The organism is Flavobacterium sp. (genome assembly GCF_029242675.1).
Classification (GTDB): domain Bacteria; phylum Bacteroidota; class Bacteroidia; order Flavobacteriales; family Flavobacteriaceae; genus Flavobacterium.
In genome coordinates this window covers 1-15,375 of record NZ_JAQWTM010000388.1, presented here as the reverse complement: position 1 = coordinate 15,375, position 15,375 = coordinate 1, and the positions used below count along the sequence as shown (strand labels likewise).

18 protein-coding genes, 1 pseudogene and 1 riboswitch are annotated in these 15,375 nt (G+C 37.6%); of the genes and pseudogenes, 5 read left to right on the top strand and 14 right to left on the bottom strand.

Features of this window, described 5'->3' with window-relative positions; translation table 11 throughout:
- Positions 1–34 precede the first annotated feature (34 nt).
- Positions 35–424 carry an HIT family protein gene (locus tag P8M54_RS14340; protein WP_300288669.1) on the top strand — a complete coding sequence of 130 codons (390 nt, stop codon included), beginning with the start codon at positions 35–37 and terminating at the stop codon, positions 422–424.
- An 86-nt stretch (positions 425–510) separates the two neighbouring features.
- Positions 511–1,665, top strand: a complete 1,155-nt coding sequence (locus P8M54_RS14335; RefSeq protein WP_300288668.1) for a transglutaminase domain-containing protein — start codon at positions 511–513, stop codon at positions 1,663–1,665.
- A 16-nt stretch (positions 1,666–1,681) separates the two neighbouring features.
- On the opposite strand, the gene P8M54_RS14330 is transcribed toward P8M54_RS14335, so the two are convergent.
- The gene (locus tag P8M54_RS14330; protein ID WP_300288667.1) at positions 1,682–2,830 is read right to left on the bottom strand and encodes a HAMP domain-containing sensor histidine kinase; all 1,149 of its coding nucleotides are present in this window, start codon (positions 2,828–2,830) and stop codon (positions 1,682–1,684) included.
- A 167-nt stretch (positions 2,831–2,997) separates the two neighbouring features.
- Here P8M54_RS14330 and P8M54_RS14325 point away from each other — a divergent pair, with 167 nt between their 5' ends.
- Both P8M54_RS14325 and P8M54_RS14320 read left to right on the top strand, forming a co-directional pair.
- The gene (locus P8M54_RS14325; protein ID WP_300288666.1) at positions 2,998–3,873 is read left to right on the top strand and encodes a flavin reductase family protein; all 876 of its coding nucleotides are present in this window, start codon (positions 2,998–3,000) and stop codon (positions 3,871–3,873) included.
- Positions 3,874–3,901: 28 nt separating this feature from the next.
- Entirely contained in the window at positions 3,902–4,282 is a 381-nt protein-coding gene (locus P8M54_RS14320; protein WP_300288665.1) for a DUF3127 domain-containing protein, read from the top strand.
- A 54-nt stretch (positions 4,283–4,336) separates the two neighbouring features.
- On the opposite strand, the gene P8M54_RS14315 is transcribed toward P8M54_RS14320, so the two are convergent.
- Entirely contained in the window at positions 4,337–5,074 is a 738-nt protein-coding gene (locus P8M54_RS14315) for a phosphatase PAP2 family protein (RefSeq protein WP_300288664.1), read from the bottom strand.
- 69 nt (positions 5,075–5,143) lie between these two features.
- Here P8M54_RS14315 and aat point away from each other — a divergent pair, with 69 nt between their 5' ends.
- Complete coding sequence (gene aat, locus P8M54_RS14310; RefSeq protein ID WP_300288663.1) at positions 5,144–5,785, top strand: leucyl/phenylalanyl-tRNA--protein transferase; 642 nt, start codon at positions 5,144–5,146, stop codon at positions 5,783–5,785.
- Here the strand turns inward: aat and P8M54_RS14305 are convergent.
- The 12 genes and pseudogenes from P8M54_RS14305 to P8M54_RS14250 all read right to left on the bottom strand — a co-directional run.
- The gene (locus P8M54_RS14305; protein ID WP_300288662.1) at positions 5,769–5,972 is read right to left on the bottom strand and encodes a hypothetical protein; all 204 of its coding nucleotides are present in this window, start codon (positions 5,970–5,972) and stop codon (positions 5,769–5,771) included. The two genes, aat and P8M54_RS14305, sit on opposite strands and share 17 nt — an antisense overlap.
- Before the next feature lie 392 nt (positions 5,973–6,364).
- Complete coding sequence (locus P8M54_RS14300; protein WP_300288661.1) at positions 6,365–7,075, bottom strand: HesA/MoeB/ThiF family protein; 711 nt, start codon at positions 7,073–7,075, stop codon at positions 6,365–6,367.
- A gap of 272 nt (positions 7,076–7,347) precedes the next feature.
- Positions 7,348–8,463, bottom strand: coding sequence for a 2-iminoacetate synthase ThiH (thiH, locus tag P8M54_RS14295; protein WP_300288658.1), 1,116 nt, complete (start codon positions 8,461–8,463; stop codon positions 7,348–7,350).
- Between the two features lie 59 nt (positions 8,464–8,522).
- Positions 8,523–8,900, bottom strand: coding sequence for a GxxExxY protein (locus P8M54_RS14290; protein WP_173854855.1), 378 nt, complete (start codon positions 8,898–8,900; stop codon positions 8,523–8,525).
- 245 nt (positions 8,901–9,145) lie between these two features.
- On the bottom strand, positions 9,146–9,922 hold the full coding sequence (locus P8M54_RS14285; protein ID WP_300288655.1) for a thiazole synthase: 777 nt from the start codon (positions 9,920–9,922) through the stop codon (positions 9,146–9,148).
- On the bottom strand, positions 9,903–10,541 hold the full coding sequence (locus tag P8M54_RS14280; protein ID WP_300288654.1) for a thiamine phosphate synthase: 639 nt from the start codon (positions 10,539–10,541) through the stop codon (positions 9,903–9,905). Before P8M54_RS14280 ends, P8M54_RS14285 begins: the two co-directional genes overlap by 20 nt.
- Positions 10,534–11,289, bottom strand: a pseudogene (locus P8M54_RS14275) (hydroxymethylpyrimidine/phosphomethylpyrimidine kinase). The gene P8M54_RS14280 and the pseudogene P8M54_RS14275 overlap by 8 nt, the downstream one beginning before the upstream one ends.
- The gene (locus P8M54_RS14270; protein ID WP_300288653.1) at positions 11,265–11,855 is read right to left on the bottom strand and encodes a thiamine phosphate synthase; all 591 of its coding nucleotides are present in this window, start codon (positions 11,853–11,855) and stop codon (positions 11,265–11,267) included. The pseudogene P8M54_RS14275 and the gene P8M54_RS14270 overlap by 25 nt, the downstream one beginning before the upstream one ends.
- Positions 11,856–11,895: 40 nt before the next feature.
- A complete protein-coding gene (gene thiC, locus P8M54_RS14265; RefSeq protein ID WP_300288652.1) occupies positions 11,896–13,740 on the bottom strand; it encodes a phosphomethylpyrimidine synthase ThiC in 1,845 nt (614 codons plus the stop codon).
- 271 nt (positions 13,741–14,011) lie between these two features.
- Positions 14,012–14,218 carry a sulfur carrier protein ThiS gene (gene thiS / locus P8M54_RS14260; RefSeq protein ID WP_300288651.1) on the bottom strand — a complete coding sequence of 69 codons (207 nt, stop codon included), beginning with the start codon at positions 14,216–14,218 and terminating at the stop codon, positions 14,012–14,014.
- A gap of 64 nt (positions 14,219–14,282) precedes the next feature.
- Positions 14,283–14,379: riboswitch (TPP riboswitch) on the bottom strand.
- Between the two features lie 114 nt (positions 14,380–14,493).
- Positions 14,494–15,066, bottom strand: a complete 573-nt coding sequence (locus P8M54_RS14255; protein WP_300288650.1) for a DNA-3-methyladenine glycosylase I — start codon at positions 15,064–15,066, stop codon at positions 14,494–14,496.
- Positions 15,059–15,375: queuosine precursor transporter (locus P8M54_RS14250; RefSeq protein ID WP_300288649.1), on the bottom strand; the 317-nt coding region annotated here is incomplete at its 5' end. The genes P8M54_RS14255 and P8M54_RS14250, both read right to left, overlap by 8 nt.

Below are 15,375 nucleotides of genomic sequence, written 5' to 3'. Positions count from 1 at the left end.
GCTAATTTGATTTAAAACCAAAATTGTATTTACGATGAGTTCGATATTCACCAAAATTGTAAACGGAGAAATCCCTTGCTATAAAAATGCCGAAGACGAAAATTATTTGGCTTTTTTAGATGTAAATCCAAATGCCAAAGGGCACACGCTTTGTATTCCTAAGTTTGAAATTGATAAAATTTTCGAAATGGACGAGGCACATTATTTAGGACTGATGCATTTTTCCAGAAAAATCGCTATCGCTCTAGAGCAGGCAGTACCCTGCAAGCGAGTAGGAATGTCGGTGATTGGTCTTGAAGTACCACATGCGCACGTACACCTGATCCCGTTGAATGCCATGGACGAGATTCGCTTTCAAAATAAAGTTACTTTAACAAAAGAAGAATTCGAACAACTAGCAGCCAGCATTGCTTCGAAACTGTAATTTTTAGTACAACCCAATAAATTGGTATGGTTTTCGTTTAAAACCAGATAGTTCCTTCTATTTTAAAAGAAAGCCTCCCCATACCAATGAAATCTCTCCGTTTATTTTTTACTTTATTTTATGTGTCTTTCAGTTTTGGTCAAGCCAAAGCAGATTACAGCAGGATAGACAGTCCCATTTCTAAAATCCCCAGTAGCGCAACCGTTTCTACAGGCGCTATTGCCAATTACATTCAATCTAAATTCAGTACTCCTGATGATAGAATACGAGCCGTATTTTATTGGACAACCGCTAACATCAGTTACGATTTGGCTAATATTAAATCGCTGCAACAAGACCAATTGCTCGAAGATCGAATTGCAAAAACCTTAAAATCCCGAAAAGGAGTTTGTAAAAATTATGCTGAAGTTTTTAGTGATTTAGCCAATAAACTAGGAGTAGAAACTGTAATTATTAGAGGCTATACGAAGCAATATGGCGAAGTCGGTCGTATTCCTCATGCCTGGTGTGCATCAAAAGTAAGTGGCAAATGGTATCTTTTTGATCCTACCTGGGCGGCAGGTTATATTGATGGTGGTCAGTTTAAAAAGCGACTACGAGATACCTATTACAAAGTGCAACCGCAGGAAATGATTAGCTCTCACATGCCTTATGACTATGTGTGGCAGTTTTTAAATTATCCTATTACCAATGCAGAGTTCACTTCAGGAAAACTTTTGCCTTCTAAAGCAAAAAAGTACTTTGATTTTGAACAAGAAATTGCCAAAGCAGCAATGCAAGACGAAGAACAACAACTAATAGCTTCATCAAAAAGAATTCGTGAAAACGGCATTAAGAATGCGATGATTGCTGAGATGCTTTCCTATAACGATAGGAAAATGACTTATGTGCTAGAGGAGCGCTCTTTTGAACAATTGAATCTTATCTTAAAAAAATACAACGAGGGCGTAGCGGAATTGAATCAATTTATTGCCTTTAAAAACAGACAGTTTAAGCCGTTAAAAAATGATAATCTGATCAAAAATATGATTCTGAGTCCCTATGATAAATTGCTGTGGTGCCAAAAGTCATTAGGCAATCTAGGGCAGTTGAGTGATGCTAACAAGCAAAGTGTAAACGGACTCCAACAGTCGTTAAGCGCAGCGCTGCAAATGACAATTGAGCACAAGAACTTTGTTTATCAGTACGTTTCAAAATCGCCAACTAGTCGAGAAAAAATGTTTTATAAAAGAGTGTATTAAGTGGGTTGCCCTTGTATCATGCTTCTTTTTTAAAAATCATTTGCATAGTAGTTCCTTTTCCTATTTCGGACTGCAGTACTTTAATAATTCCTTTATGGTATTCCTCTACAATTCGCTTGGTTAAGGACAATCCCAATCCCCAACCTCTTTTTTTAGTGGTAAACCCAGGTTCAAACACGGTCTTAAATTGGTTTTTACTGATACCGCTGCCGCTGTCTTTAACGCTAATTCTCACCTGATCTTGGTCTTGGCTAATTCGTAAATCGAGACTTCCTTTCCCTTTCATTGCGTCAATCGCATTTTTAACTAGGTTTTCGATCGTCCAGCTGTGCAACGTAGGGTTTAGTTTTACAAAAATAGGTGAATCCGGTGCTTCAAAAGTAAACGCAATTTGTTTTGAAAAACGAGATTGTAAATAGGTATAGGACGCGATGGTTTCGGCAACAATGTCGCTGCGTTCTAAAACAGGCTCGGATCCTATTTTGGAGAAACGTTCGGTTATCGTTTGCAAACGATCAATATCTTTTTCAATTTCGGTAGTAATCGATTCGTCTACATTATCTGCTTTTAATATTTCGACCCATCCTATTAATGAGGAAAGTGGTGTTCCAATTTGGTGTGCCGTTTCTTTGGCCATTCCGGCCCACAATTTATTTTGCGTAGCAATTTTTGTACTGCGGTAAAAATAATAGACCAAGGCAGCAAATAACACGATGATAAGAAGCAAGGCCACTGGATAGTATTTTAGCTTATTTAATAATTCACTATTACCGTAATATAATTTCTGGAAGCGCCCAGGTACATATTCAATAACTATCGGGTCATTATCATTTTTTAAAGTGGCGAGAAATCGAGCAGCGCTATTTTTATCATTAATGATTTCGTCAGCAATATTTACGGTATTAATAATGCTGTCGTTCTCCGTTAAAATAATCGGAATGGTGGTATTGTTACTAAAAATCTGCAAGGGAAGTTCCACATCAGTGTTTTCACCTGCGTTGATAAGCGTTTTTTGTGCTTTGGCCCAAAGGTTCATTTTTAGACGTTCTTCATTTTTAAAAATTTGAAAAAAAGTATAGGTGTTCCAAAGTATCAGAGTAATGATAAAAAAGGAAGTAAAAATAATCAGCCAGCGACTGGTGTTTCGTCTTTCAGAAAACTGCATAGAGTAGATTTTGAGCTATAAATATAACGAAATTTCTATCGGATTATTTTAGATTTTATGGCAATGTTGCGTATTCGCTTTCGATTCTATTTATAAATCCATCGCGACTCTTTTTATACTAGAACGATTTCCTTACTTTTGTAAAGAGATACCTAAAAAAACAAAGCATGATTACGATTGACCCTAAAAGTATTACCACAGCCAAACTACAAGGATACCTGCAAGGTTCAGTAGGACCACGACCTATCGCTTTTGCGAGTACCGTTGATAGTGATGGGAATCCTAATTTATCTCCTTTCAGTTTTTTTAATGTGTTTAGTGCAAACCCGCCAATTCTTGTTTTTTCACCCTCACGTAGAGTTCGTGATAATAGTATAAAACATACGTTAATCAACTGCGAAGCGACTAAAGAAGTAGTTATTAATGTGGTTAATTATGATATGGTACAACAAACCTCATTAGCGAGCACAGAGTATGCTGATGGCGTGAACGAATTCATCAAATCAGGACTAACGCAAGTTCCATCTGATCTTGTAAAGCCTTTTAGAGTGCAAGAATCTCCGGTGCAATTTGAATGCAAAGTAACTCAAATTATTGCCCTTGGTGAGGAAGGCGGAGCTGGAAATTTAGTTTTGTGCGAGGTAGTGAAAATACACATCCATGAAGCCGTTTTAGACGAAAACGGAGCAATAGATCAATATAAAATTGACTTGGTGTCTAGGCTAGGAGGCAATTGGTATGGGAGATCGAACCAAGGTTTGTTTGAAGTGCCTAAGCCATTAACTACGCTGGGAGTTGGTGTAGACGCTATTCCTGAACCTGTTAGAAAAAGTCCTGTTTTCGACGGAAATGATTTAGGTAAATTAGGGAATATAGAAGCCTTGCCTAGCACCGAAGAAGTTAGTATATTTGTAAAAGAAAATTTTTCGATTAAAGGAGTGTTAAGCTCGGATGATCAGGAAAATGTGTACTTAGAAGCGAAAAAGTACTTGAATGAGAATGATGTTTTATCAGCATGGAAAGTGCTTTTGGCAAAAAAATAATTAGAGCAAAACAATTAAATTATAGAAGATGGAAGTTACAGGAAAAATTAAAATGATCGATCAAACTAAAGAAGTTGGATCTGGAGGTTTCAAAAAGAGAGATGTTGTTGTAACAACTGATGAGCAGTATCCACAGCATATTTCTGTACAATTTGTTCAAGATAAATGTGACTTACTAAATAGTTTTCAAGTAGGAGAAGCTGTTAAAATCGATATTAATTTAAGAGGTAGAGAGTGGACTAACGCGCAAGGCGAAACCGTTTACTTCAATACTATTCAAGGATGGAGAATTGCTAAGCTACAAGCTGAAGCTCCGGCTGCAGGACAAGCACCGCCTATGCCAGCTGCACAAGCATTTGCACCAGCTACGAACCTTAATGAGGAAGAGCCAGACGATTTGCCTTTTTAATCAATAGCAATAAAAATAGTAGCCTTGAGAGTAATTTCAAGGCTTTTTTTATGCTTAAAAATTAGGGTTAATCACGGCGCCCAAACCTATTTGATTTCCTATTTGAGGATATACAAAAGCGGTTGTATTTTTTTTCTTAGAAACTCTAAAGGCTTTTAACGGACTCACATGCGAAAAGATAATTCCTGATGCCATTCCTATTCCAGCTCCAGCAAGTACATCTGATGCAAAATGCTTATTATTAGCAAGTCTAAAAGCCGCCGTTGCACCCGCAAATAAAAAGCCACTACTGGCGTACCAAAAATTAGAATCCTTATACTCATAATACAATAAGGTAGCGTTTGTAAACGCGACAGCCGAATGCCCTGAAGGAAAACTTAAATTATCCGATAAGTCGGGACGTTCTCTTTTTGCAATTCGTTTAGCAATTTCAGTTACAATCACAGTCGCAGTATTGGCTACAAGAATATTCACAGTTTGATTTCTATAATTTGTTTTGGATTCAAACCCTAAAGATTTCCCCATATAGATTTGAGCAATGGGAACAAACGGAAAAATATTATCGGCACCGGAACTAAAAGTTGAGCCAAAAATTTTACCTGATTTTGTTTGAATATCACCATTAAACTCCGAATTTAATAAAAAGGCTCCAGTGGTCAATAGCGCAGCCGGAGCTATAAATGATTTGTAAGATAGTTTGTTTTGCACCTTTAAAGAATCCACATTTTGTCCATACATTTGCAATAACGGACTCATCAAAATGAGTAAAAGTAAAAAAAATGTTTTTTTCATTGTAGTAGTTAATTTGATAGTGCTTTGATCAAAAATAGAACTTTATAGTCTAATTATAATAAGAACAACATGTATTATTTATCCCAAGATTTGTTTTTTCCTGACGTATCACTAACGCATTCTTCGGGAATTATTGCCTTGGGTGGCGATTTATCAGCAGCGCGGTTACAGTTGGCCTATAAAAGCGGCATTTTTCCTTGGTTTGAAGATGGCGAACCCATCACGTGGTGGTCGCCTAACCCGCGTATGGTTTTATTTCTAGACGAGTTGGTGGTGACTAAAAGCATGCGAAACATCCTCAACCGCAACATTTTTAAAGTTACTTTTAATCAAAATTTTAGAGAGGTAATTTCTAATTGCCAAAAAATAAAACGCGATGGTCAAAACGGAACTTGGATTACTAATGATATGATCGAAGCCTATTGCAATTTGCATGAACTAGGCATCGCAAAGTCTGTTGAGGTGTGGCAAGATGACCAAATCGTAGGCGGCCTCTACGGGATCGATTTGGGTCATATTTTCTGTGGCGAAAGCATGTTTTCAAAAGTTTCGAACGCAAGCAAAGTCGCCTTTATCACCTTAGTCCGCCATTTGCAGCAGGAAAATTACAAACTCTTAGACTGCCAAGTCTACAACGAACATCTAGAAAGTTTGGGCTGCCGCGAAATACCACGTGAAGATTTCATTTCGATTCTTAAAGATAATAAGTAGAGCCTAATCCAGCTGTTCGGTACAAGTCCTCTGTCAAAACCTTTTTTTCTAAAGTCATAAAAGGAGCTTCCTGTGGTCGCTCTTTTACGCCTAGAAAAAATAGTTTTTTCCCTCCGGGCTTTCCCCTCCCATCTGGGGCAAAACACATCCCTGTCACGAAGAAAATAGTAAGGCCTGAGAAGTTCACTATATAATAAAGCTAAGGAGAACAGTTTCTAAATCTGCTTACATCTAATTTACGTGCGTACCAAAATCAAGTAATTACCATCCACATTAAGACTTTCGACTTTGCAACTCAACAAAAAAATCTGCGGAATCTGCGTGCTACAAGCTGTAATCGAGTTCCTTTATGACTTTTAACTTTCAAACTTTAGGACTTTCGACTTTGCAACTCTGTAACTCTGTAACTCAGTAACTTTGCGACTCAAAAAAAATCCGTGTCATCTGCGTTCTAATTTCCCACAATCGAGCTTCCTTTATGACTTTTGACTTTCAAACTTTAAGACTTTTGACTTTAAGACTTTTGACTTTGCAACTCTGTAACTTTGTAACTCTGCTAATCAGTAACTCAAAAAAAACCTAAAACTTCAACTTCGTAAACTGCCAGTTCAACGTATTAAACAAAACCAACTCATTCCTCAAACAAGGCAATTCCAATATCACCTTCAATGTCTCATGTGCCATCATAGTCCCAATCATACCTGGTAAAGTACCTAGTACACCATTCCTATTACAATTAGGCACATCCTTTGGGTCAGGCAAATCTGGAAACAAGTCTCTCAGGTTTTTACTCTTTCGATGGTTAAAAACAGCAACTTGTCCTTCAAAACCTAAAATACTACCATAAATCAATGTTTTATCCAGACTCACACAAGTATCGTTAACTAAATAACGGGTAGCAAAATTATCAGAACCATCAACAATAATATCAAAGTCATTCAAGATAGAAGTCGCATTCGCTGCAGTAACCTTTTCCGGAATAGCAATAACTTCAATTAACGGATTTAATTTTTGCAAAGTTGCCTTGGCAGTTGCAGCTTTTGATAATCCCACTTGGTCTTCAGTATATAATATCTGACGGTGGAGGTTGTGAATTTCGATAGTATCAAAATCTACAATAGCAATGGTGCCAACACCAGCCGTAGCCAAATATTGTAAGATAGGACAGCCCAGGCCTCCCGCACCGATAACCAGTACCTTGGCTTTTTTAATTTTTGCTTGCCCAGCGTCACCTACTTCAGGCAACATAACTTGGCGGTTGTAACGTAAAAAATCTTGTATAATGCTCATTTTTTTTGAGTAATTAGTAATTAGTGAAAAGTGATTAGTAATTAGTTACTAGTGAAAAGTTATTGGTTAATAGTAATTAGCAAATCGGCTGTCAGTTTGAACAGAGTCGAGAACCTTTTTTAAGTGGTAATTTATTTCATCCTAAGTTTATAGTACTTAGTCAAAAGTAACTAGTGAAAAGTAAATTGAATGTCAGTTAATGTGCGGTTCTTAGACTTACTTAAACGGTATCAAAAACAGCTACCGCTATAAAGGAATTCCCCCTTCGGGGGTTAGGGGGCAAAACTTTTATCCCAATCTTTCCAAACAAGTTCGTAGCCTTTTGATTTAATAATATCAGCAATCTCGGCTACAGTGCGCTCGTCACTAATTTCGAATTGCTCTAGCGATTGGGGATCGACTACATAACCACCGGGATTCGTTTTTGAACCCGCACTCATGCTTGTCGTTCCAATAGGAATAATGTTGTTTCTAAAGTTTTCATTCTCTCGAGTTGAAATCGAAATCTCCAAGTCTTCGTTCCACAAACGATAAGCGCAAATCAGCTGAGTCAAATCTCGATCATCCATGATAAAATTATGCGGATCGGTACCTTCTGCAGGTCGTAATCTTGGAAAAGAAACGGAGTACTTCGTTTGCCAATAGGTTTTTTGTAAGTAATCTAGATGCAAGGCATTGAAAAAACTATCGGTTCGCCAGTCTTCTAAACCCAATAACACACCCAATCCTATTTTGTGTATGCCCGCTTTCCCAATGCGGTCCGGCGTGTCTAGTCTAAAATCAAAGTTGGATTTCTTCCCTTTAGTATGATACTTTTTGTACACCTCCTGATGGTATGTCTCTTGATATACTAACACGGAGTAAACACCAGCTTTATGCAGGCGTTCATATTCTTCTTCCGAAAGCGGTTGTACCTCAATGGAAATAATCGAAAAGTCATTCTTGATCACATCGACAGCGTTTAGAAAGTAGTTGATATTCACCGTATAATTTGCCTCTCCAGCAACTAACAAGACATGGTCAAAACCCAATGCTTTCAATGCTGCTACCTCTTGCCTAATCTCCGAGTCTAGCAACGTTTTTCGCTTAATTTTATTGTCAAGACTAAAGCCGCAGTAGGTGCAAATGTTCTGGCATTCGTTACTCACATATAAAGGAGCATACATTTGGATTGTTTTGCCAAAACGTTTTTTGGTTAGTTCATGGCATTCCTGTGCCATTTCCTCTAAGTAAGGTTGCGCAGCTGGGGAGATCAAAACCAAAAAATCATCCAAGTCTCTCTTAGATTTGGCCAAGGCTTGCTCCACTTGCTTTGGAGTACTAGCATAGATTTTGGATTGGATTTCATCCCAATTATATTGTTCGAAAGTAGATTTGAATGTTGTCATTCTGTTTTGTATTTGCTGAGTTTTTTTGCAAGCAGATTTTGCAGATTTGCGCTGATATTTTACAGGTTATTTGCTACGCGTTTAATATCATTTAAAATTGTTACTGTGTTGAAGTTGACAAGTATGCCAAGCTTTTTATTCGTTAGTTTTAAATAGTTTGTGATTTGTTTATAATGTATAGGAGCTAAATCTGTCACGGACTTTATTTCAATGACTACTTTGTCTTCAACCAATAAATCAATTCTAAACCCTACATCTAAAATGATGTCTTCGTATGGAATATTGATTTCTACTTGTCTTTCAACTTTTAATTCCAACTTAGTTAATTCATAATACAATGCACTTTCATATACAGACTCAAATAAGCCAGGACCAAGTGTATTGTAAACTTTGAATATTGCTCCTCTAATTTCAAATGATATTTCGTTTTCAGTCATTATTAAGAATTTATATTTTATTAAAAGTAATAATTTACCTCCAAATAATTCTTATTACGTGTTTTAAAACATTATAAATCAGCAGATTGTTTTCTAATCTGCTAAAATGTTTTTCATCTGTCAAAATCTGCCAAATCTGCGTGCTAATTAAATTATTTTATATCTGTGAAAAAGATATCGACGGACTTGACGTCATCGCATGTTTATACTTTCGCCCTAATCTAACTTCATCATAGAGCAATAAACTATTCATACAAAAACGACGTCAACGGACTCGATGCCATAGCATGTTTATACTGTTGTCCTAATCTCGCTTCATACGCTTTTCTACCAGCAATTACGGCCTCTTTAAAAGCCTCTGCCATTAGTTTAGGATTTCCTGCAACGGCAATAGCGGTATTTACTAAGACAGCATCAGCGCCTAATTCCATTGCTTTCGCAGCATCCGATGGTGCACCAATTCCCGCGTCAATAATCACAGGAACTTTAGATTGTTCGATAATAATTTCGAGAAAATCGATTGTCTTAAGTCCTTTATTGCTCCCTATAGGCGAGCCTAATGGCATCACGGCAGCCGTTCCATCATCTTCTAATCGCTTGCACAAAACAGGATCAGCATGAATGTAGGGCAATACAATAAAACCTAGCTTGGCTAATTCTTCTGTGGCCCTCAAAGTCTCGATAGCGTCTGGCATTAAATATTTAGGATCAGGATGGATTTCTAGTTTTAGCCAGTTGGTTTCTAATGCTTCTCTGGCTAGTTGAGCTGCAAAAATTGCCTCTTTAGCGTTTCTTGCTCCAGAGGTGTTGGGTAATAAATTAATGTGTACATGCTGCAGGTGTTTCAAAATAGCATCTGTTTCTGTTTCGAGATCGATGCGTTTTAAAGCTACGGTAACCAACTCACTTTCTGAAGCTAAGATGGCTTCTTCCATTTGGGCATTCGAACCAAATTTTCCCGTTCCTAAAAACAAACGAGATTGCAATATTTTATCCCCTATTTTAAATAATGATGGTTCCATAAAGGTCGTTTTTAAGTAGTTTGATTGTCTTTTTTTTATGTTCTGATTGTGTTATTAGTCCCGAAATAGCAACGCCATAAACTCCAGTTTCCATTAATGCAGAAACATCGTCTGTTGTAATGCCGCCTATAGCATACACAGGCGTAGTAAGTCCGTTGTTTTTCATCTCTGTTAGGATGTTTTTATAGCCGTCAAGACCTAAAATCGGACTCAGTTTTTCCTTTGTAGTTGTGAATCGAAACGGACCCAATCCTATATAATCACAGCCGTTTTTTATGTGGTTTTGAATATCTTCAAAAGTATTTGCAGTCGCTCCAATGATTTTCGTGTCTCCTAGAATGCTGCGTGCTTCGGTTATCGACATATCGGTTAATCCAAGGTGTACGCCGTCTGCAGCGATTTGCTGCGCGAGATAAACATTGTCGTTGATGATAAAATTCGATAAGTACTCTTCGCATAAAATTTTTACGGCGACCGCCAAAGCAAAAGTTTCTTCAGGGGAATGATTTTTAAAACGAAGCTGAATCCATTTGCAACCGCCGTCTAAAGCTTCATGAATATTTCTAGTTTGCTCCTCAACCGAGTTTCCTTGCGAGATGTATTGTAATTTGTTAAACATTATGATATCCTAGTTTTGTGTGGTTAGACAATAAGTAATTTTCGATATAAATTTTAGCGTTTTTGCACGCATTTAATTCCGTTTCACCCTTAGCAAGATTAGCTGTAATCGCTGAGGATAATACACAACCCGAACCATGCTTTTCATTTACATCAGTATGACGTGGTTCTAAAATATAAAATCGATCTTTAGTATATAAATAATCTACTCCAAGTTCGTTAGGGTTGTGACCACCTTTAAGTAAAACACCGCAATATTTTGACAGCATTTCGGCTATAGATTCAGGATCTGTTTCTTCCTGCGATAGCTTTATGATCTCATTATAATTGGGAGTGATTAAATCTATTTCGCTTAAAATGAGTTTTAGAGATTCGTAGTTTTTAATTTCCAAAAAATCAAATGTAGTCGAGGATTATACAACAGTATCCCAAACAATATTAGTTGCTGGAGCAATTTCCCTAATCAGTGAAACGATGGTTCCTAAATAAAATAATGAAGGAACAATCCCAATCTTTACTGCCTTAATCGGATACGTTTCAAAAAGTCTTTGCACGGAACGAATGCTAAATTCTAACGAAGTCCACTCAATTTCATGAAAATTGTTTTCTGTCTGGATTGTATTTGCGGTATTGATAGCTAGACCATAGACTTGATGCTGTTCGAATGTCTTACAGTCAGCCAAGATTCCGGCACCTCCTGAAGGATCAAAACCGGCAATACTTATTACAAATGGGCGATTTTCTGGCATAATTTAAAATTTTGAATGGGTTGATTACTGTTCCAAATACTTCCTAATAGCGCTACATCATCAAATCTAAGTTGGTAGGTTTTCTCTATATTCTCAATTGAGATTCCTCCCAAAGCCACTAGTTTAGTTTTGCAATTGGTTCGCTGTGTTATGGCTTTAACTGCGTCCAAATCAGATTTATAATCCGGTTTGGAAATACTTTGATAAATCGGACTCAAAAAGGCGTATTCAAAACAACTTTCAAGTTGGTTAAAATCAGCCATTGTATGAATCGAAGTCGATTTGATATAAACATCGTTATTATTTGTTGATTCTAAATCCAAAGCTGCTCTGGCACTTTCAGTAAAATGAATGCGGGAAATTCCAAATTCATTTGTTACTTGATGCTGCTGATGTAAAACCAATCGCGATCGAAATTCAGGATATACTTTCGATAAAAACTGCCTTAGTTCTTCAACTGAATAATTAGGTTTGCGCACATGAAGCAACTCCAATCCACACTCAAAAAGAGCGTGAATGGTGTTGGTTTCATTTTCTATAGGAATTGGATTCGTGATTACAATCATAATCTTGACTCTTGGATCTTTATTCTGTTTTCTTTTTGGCTTAACTATAAATCTCTTTTCCTTGCTCAATAAACTCCTCTGATTTTGCTGCCATTCCTTTTTCAGCTTCGGCAACGTCACGGATTTCCTGTGATATTTTCATAGAGCAGAATTTAGGTCCGCACATCGAGCAAAAGTGTGCAATCTTAGCGCCTTCAGCAGGCAAAGTTTCGTCGTGAAATTCTCTTGCGGTATCAGGATCAAGTGATAAATTAAACTGATCTTCCCAACGGAATTCAAATCTAGCTTTACTTAAAGCATTGTCACGGTATTGAGAACCCGGATGCCCTTTGGCTAAATCAGCAGCGTGGGCCGCAATTTTATAGGTAATCACACCATCTTTCACGTCTTTTTTATTGGGTAAACCAAGGTGTTCTTTTGGCGTTACATAACACAGCATCGCACAACCGTACCAACCAATCATAGCAGCACCAATAGCTGATGTAATGTGATCGTAACCTGGAGCAATATCAGTCGTTAGTGGGCCAAGAGTGTAAAAAGGCGCTTCGTTGCAATGTTCCAATTGTTTCTCCATGTTTTCCTTAATCATGTGCATGGGTACGTGACCAGGACCTTCTATAAATACTTGCACATCGTGTTTGAAAGCAATTTTAGATAACTCACCTAAAGTTTCTAATTCGGCGAATTGTGCAGCATCATTCGCATCTGCAATAGAACCTGGACGCAAACCATCACCAAGAGAGAAAGCAACATCGTATTGCTTCATGATCTCGCAAATGTCTTCGAAGTGGGTGTAAAGAAAGTTCTCTTTGTGGTGAAACAAACACCATTTAGCCATGATCGAACCTCCACGAGATACGATTCCCGTAACTCGCTCAGCAGTTAGGTGAATGTAACGCAATAGCACGCCCGCGTGAATGGTGAAATAAGAAACACCTTGTTCTGCTTGTTCGATCAGTGTGTCGCGAAAAACCTCCCAAGTTAAATCTTCGGCAATTCCGTTAACTTTTTCCAAAGCTTGGTAGATAGGTACGGTTCCAATAGGCACGGGAGAATTACGGATGATCCATTCTCTGGTTTCATGAATGTTTTTTCCAGTCGATAAATCCATGATGGTATCAGCTCCCCAACGGCAAGCCCAAACTGATTTTTCTACTTCTTCTTCAATGGTTGAGGTTACAGCACTATTCCCGATGTTAGCATTAATTTTCACTAAGAAATTACGCCCTACAATCATTTGTTCACTTTCAGGGTGGTTGATGTTGTTAGGGATTATAGCGCGACCAATGGCTACTTCGTTACGAACAAATTCGGGTGTGATTGGCCCCACCCCAGCCCTCCCCGAAGGGGAGGGAGTGTTTGCGCCCCAGCTATAGCCTTTGTGCTGGCATTGCATCGCGGCAGTTTGCTTTTCTAATTGTTGGTATTTTTGGTTTTCACGAATCGCAATGTATTCCATTTCTGGAGTGATAATGCCTTGTTTTGCGTAGTATAGTTGGGAAACGTTAGCTCCTTTTTTAGCTCGCATGGGTTTGTGTAAATATTCGAAACGAAGGTGGTTTAATTTTTCATCGCGTAGTCTTTGCTTTCCGTAATCAGAGCTAATTTCAGTTAGCTCTTCCACATCATTGCGGTCTAAAATCCACTGCTCACGAATGCGAGGCAACCCTTTTCGAATATCGATTTCTATATTGGGATCGGTGAACGGTCCTGATGTATCGTATATAGTAACTGGTGGATTTTTTTCGATACGACCGTTAGACATTTTGGTGTCAGCTAGTGTGATTTCGCGCATGGCAACTTTGATCGGATGGATTTCACCGTCGATATATACTTTTCTTGAATTGGGAAAAGGTGTTCTTGAAATTTTTTCTTCGTTTGTCATTTTTATGAGTTTTGAGGTTGTAGCGTTTATTTGATTGTATTGTCTTTTAATGGACGGATTTATTCGTATAGCATGTTTTCAAGTCTGTTTTGGTTCTAGTTTATTGGCACGCTGCTTTAAATAGTTATCAAGTCAAATGTTTTTAAGTCTGTTTTGGTTTTGATTTATTGGCACGCAGATATAGCGGATTTTTGCAGATTTTTAAAAAACAGTAATTGATACTTACTAATCACTAATTACTATTCACCAATCACCAATCACTAATTACTATTTACCCTCCTTGAGTTGCGGAAATAATTAAAATGGTATCAGTTTCTTTAAGGGGATGGGAATTCCAATTGGATTTTGGAATCACGGTGTCGTTGATGGCTATGGCGATTCCGTTTTGTTTTTCGGGAATTTCCAAGTCAAGAAGTGCCTGAACAGTTAAGTTACTGCTGGAAAAATGTTTGTTTTGATTGTTGATTTTAAGTTCCATTCCTTTTAAATTTAGTATAGTTATACTTTAGGAATGGCTACAAGTTGTCCCAAAAAGGGACCATAGAAGTCATCGTACTTTTCCCTACGCTAGTATGAACTAGATCAGGTTCAGAGGGTAATTCTCAGCCTACAAAGTTGTAGACACCCCTAAAGTGAGCCACAAATGTAAGGGTTTTTTTAGTTTGAAGATTTTTTTTTCAAGTTAAATTTTTATCATCAAATAGTGATTTTTGTGAAATCAGCCAATCTTGAGTAAAGGATAGCCATTGAAAATCAGCTTTTTTTCCAGCAGTTTTCCACATGGTCATTGACCATTCCAGTGGCTTGCATAAAGGCATACATAACCGTAGAACCGACAAATTTAAAGCCTCTTTTTTTTAAATCTTTGCTTATTTTATCCGAAAGTGGAGTAGTAGCAGGCACGTCTTTCAACGTTTTTGGGTTACTGATGAGAGGTTTTCCTTCTGTGAACTGCCAAATATATTTGGAGAAGGAACCAAATTCTTCCTGGATTTTAATGAAGTTTTGGGCATTGGTTACAGCCGAATATACTTTGAGTTTGTTGCGGATGATACCAGCATCTTGTAATAAATCGAGTATTTTATCATCGTTGTATGCTGCTATTTTTTTATAATCGAATTGGTCAAAAGCAGCTCGGAAGTTTTCTCTTTTGTTGAGAATGGTAATCCAGCTCAAGCCTGCTTGAAAAGTTTCAAGTAGTAAAAATTCAAATAATGTAGCATCATCATAAACGGGGGTTCCCCATTCTTGATCGTGGTATTCTTTATACAAATCGCTGGACAAACACCAGCCACATCTTGGTTTATCATCTGTGATATTATTCATTGTGCAGGTATTTTTCGATTACGGAATGCCCCAAATAAATTAAAGGAGTCAAGGCAATGGCGATAATAAGCTTTACAAAATAACCTGTAAAAGCCGATGCTATAAAGACTTCGGTGGTCATTTTACCCGTCATCCAAAAGGCGATACCTAGAACTATGAAACTATCAAATAATTGGGAGATAACGGTTGATCCCGTACTGCGCAACCAGATCATTTTGTTACCCGTTTTGTTTTTTAGAAAATGAAAAATAGTAACATCAATCAGTTGTGAAACCATGAAGGCGGTGATACTCCCAACTATAATCCACA

Bases quoted from the DNA above. Each gene is read 5' to 3' on its own strand.
- P8M54_RS14340 (WP_300288669.1), top strand. From the start codon at position 35: ATGAGTTCGATATTCACCAAAATTGTAAACGGAGAAATCCCTTGCTAT.
- P8M54_RS14335 (WP_300288668.1), top strand. From the start codon at position 511: ATGAAATCTCTCCGTTTATTTTTTACTTTATTTTATGTGTCTTTCAGT.
- P8M54_RS14330 (WP_300288667.1), bottom strand. From the start codon at position 2,830: ATGCAGTTTTCTGAAAGACGAAACACCAGTCGCTGGCTGATTATTTTT.
- P8M54_RS14325 (WP_300288666.1), top strand. From the start codon at position 2,998: ATGATTACGATTGACCCTAAAAGTATTACCACAGCCAAACTACAAGGA.
- P8M54_RS14320 (WP_300288665.1), top strand. From the start codon at position 3,902: ATGGAAGTTACAGGAAAAATTAAAATGATCGATCAAACTAAAGAAGTT.
- P8M54_RS14315 (WP_300288664.1), bottom strand. From the start codon at position 5,074: ATGAAAAAAACATTTTTTTTACTTTTACTCATTTTGATGAGTCCGTTA.
- aat (WP_300288663.1), top strand. From the start codon at position 5,144: ATGTATTATTTATCCCAAGATTTGTTTTTTCCTGACGTATCACTAACG.
- P8M54_RS14300 (WP_300288661.1), bottom strand. From the start codon at position 7,075: ATGAGCATTATACAAGATTTTTTACGTTACAACCGCCAAGTTATGTTG.
- thiH (WP_300288658.1), bottom strand. From the start codon at position 8,463: ATGACAACATTCAAATCTACTTTCGAACAATATAATTGGGATGAAATC.
- P8M54_RS14290 (WP_173854855.1), bottom strand. From the start codon at position 8,900: ATGACTGAAAACGAAATATCATTTGAAATTAGAGGAGCAATATTCAAA.
- P8M54_RS14285 (WP_300288655.1), bottom strand. From the start codon at position 9,922: ATGGAACCATCATTATTTAAAATAGGGGATAAAATATTGCAATCTCGT.
- P8M54_RS14280 (WP_300288654.1), bottom strand. From the start codon at position 10,541: ATGTTTAACAAATTACAATACATCTCGCAAGGAAACTCGGTTGAGGAG.
- P8M54_RS14270 (WP_300288653.1), bottom strand. From the start codon at position 11,855: ATGATTGTAATCACGAATCCAATTCCTATAGAAAATGAAACCAACACC.
- thiC (WP_300288652.1), bottom strand. From the start codon at position 13,740: ATGACAAACGAAGAAAAAATTTCAAGAACACCTTTTCCCAATTCAAGA.
- thiS (WP_300288651.1), bottom strand. From the start codon at position 14,218: ATGGAACTTAAAATCAACAATCAAAACAAACATTTTTCCAGCAGTAAC.
- P8M54_RS14255 (WP_300288650.1), bottom strand. From the start codon at position 15,066: ATGAATAATATCACAGATGATAAACCAAGATGTGGCTGGTGTTTGTCC.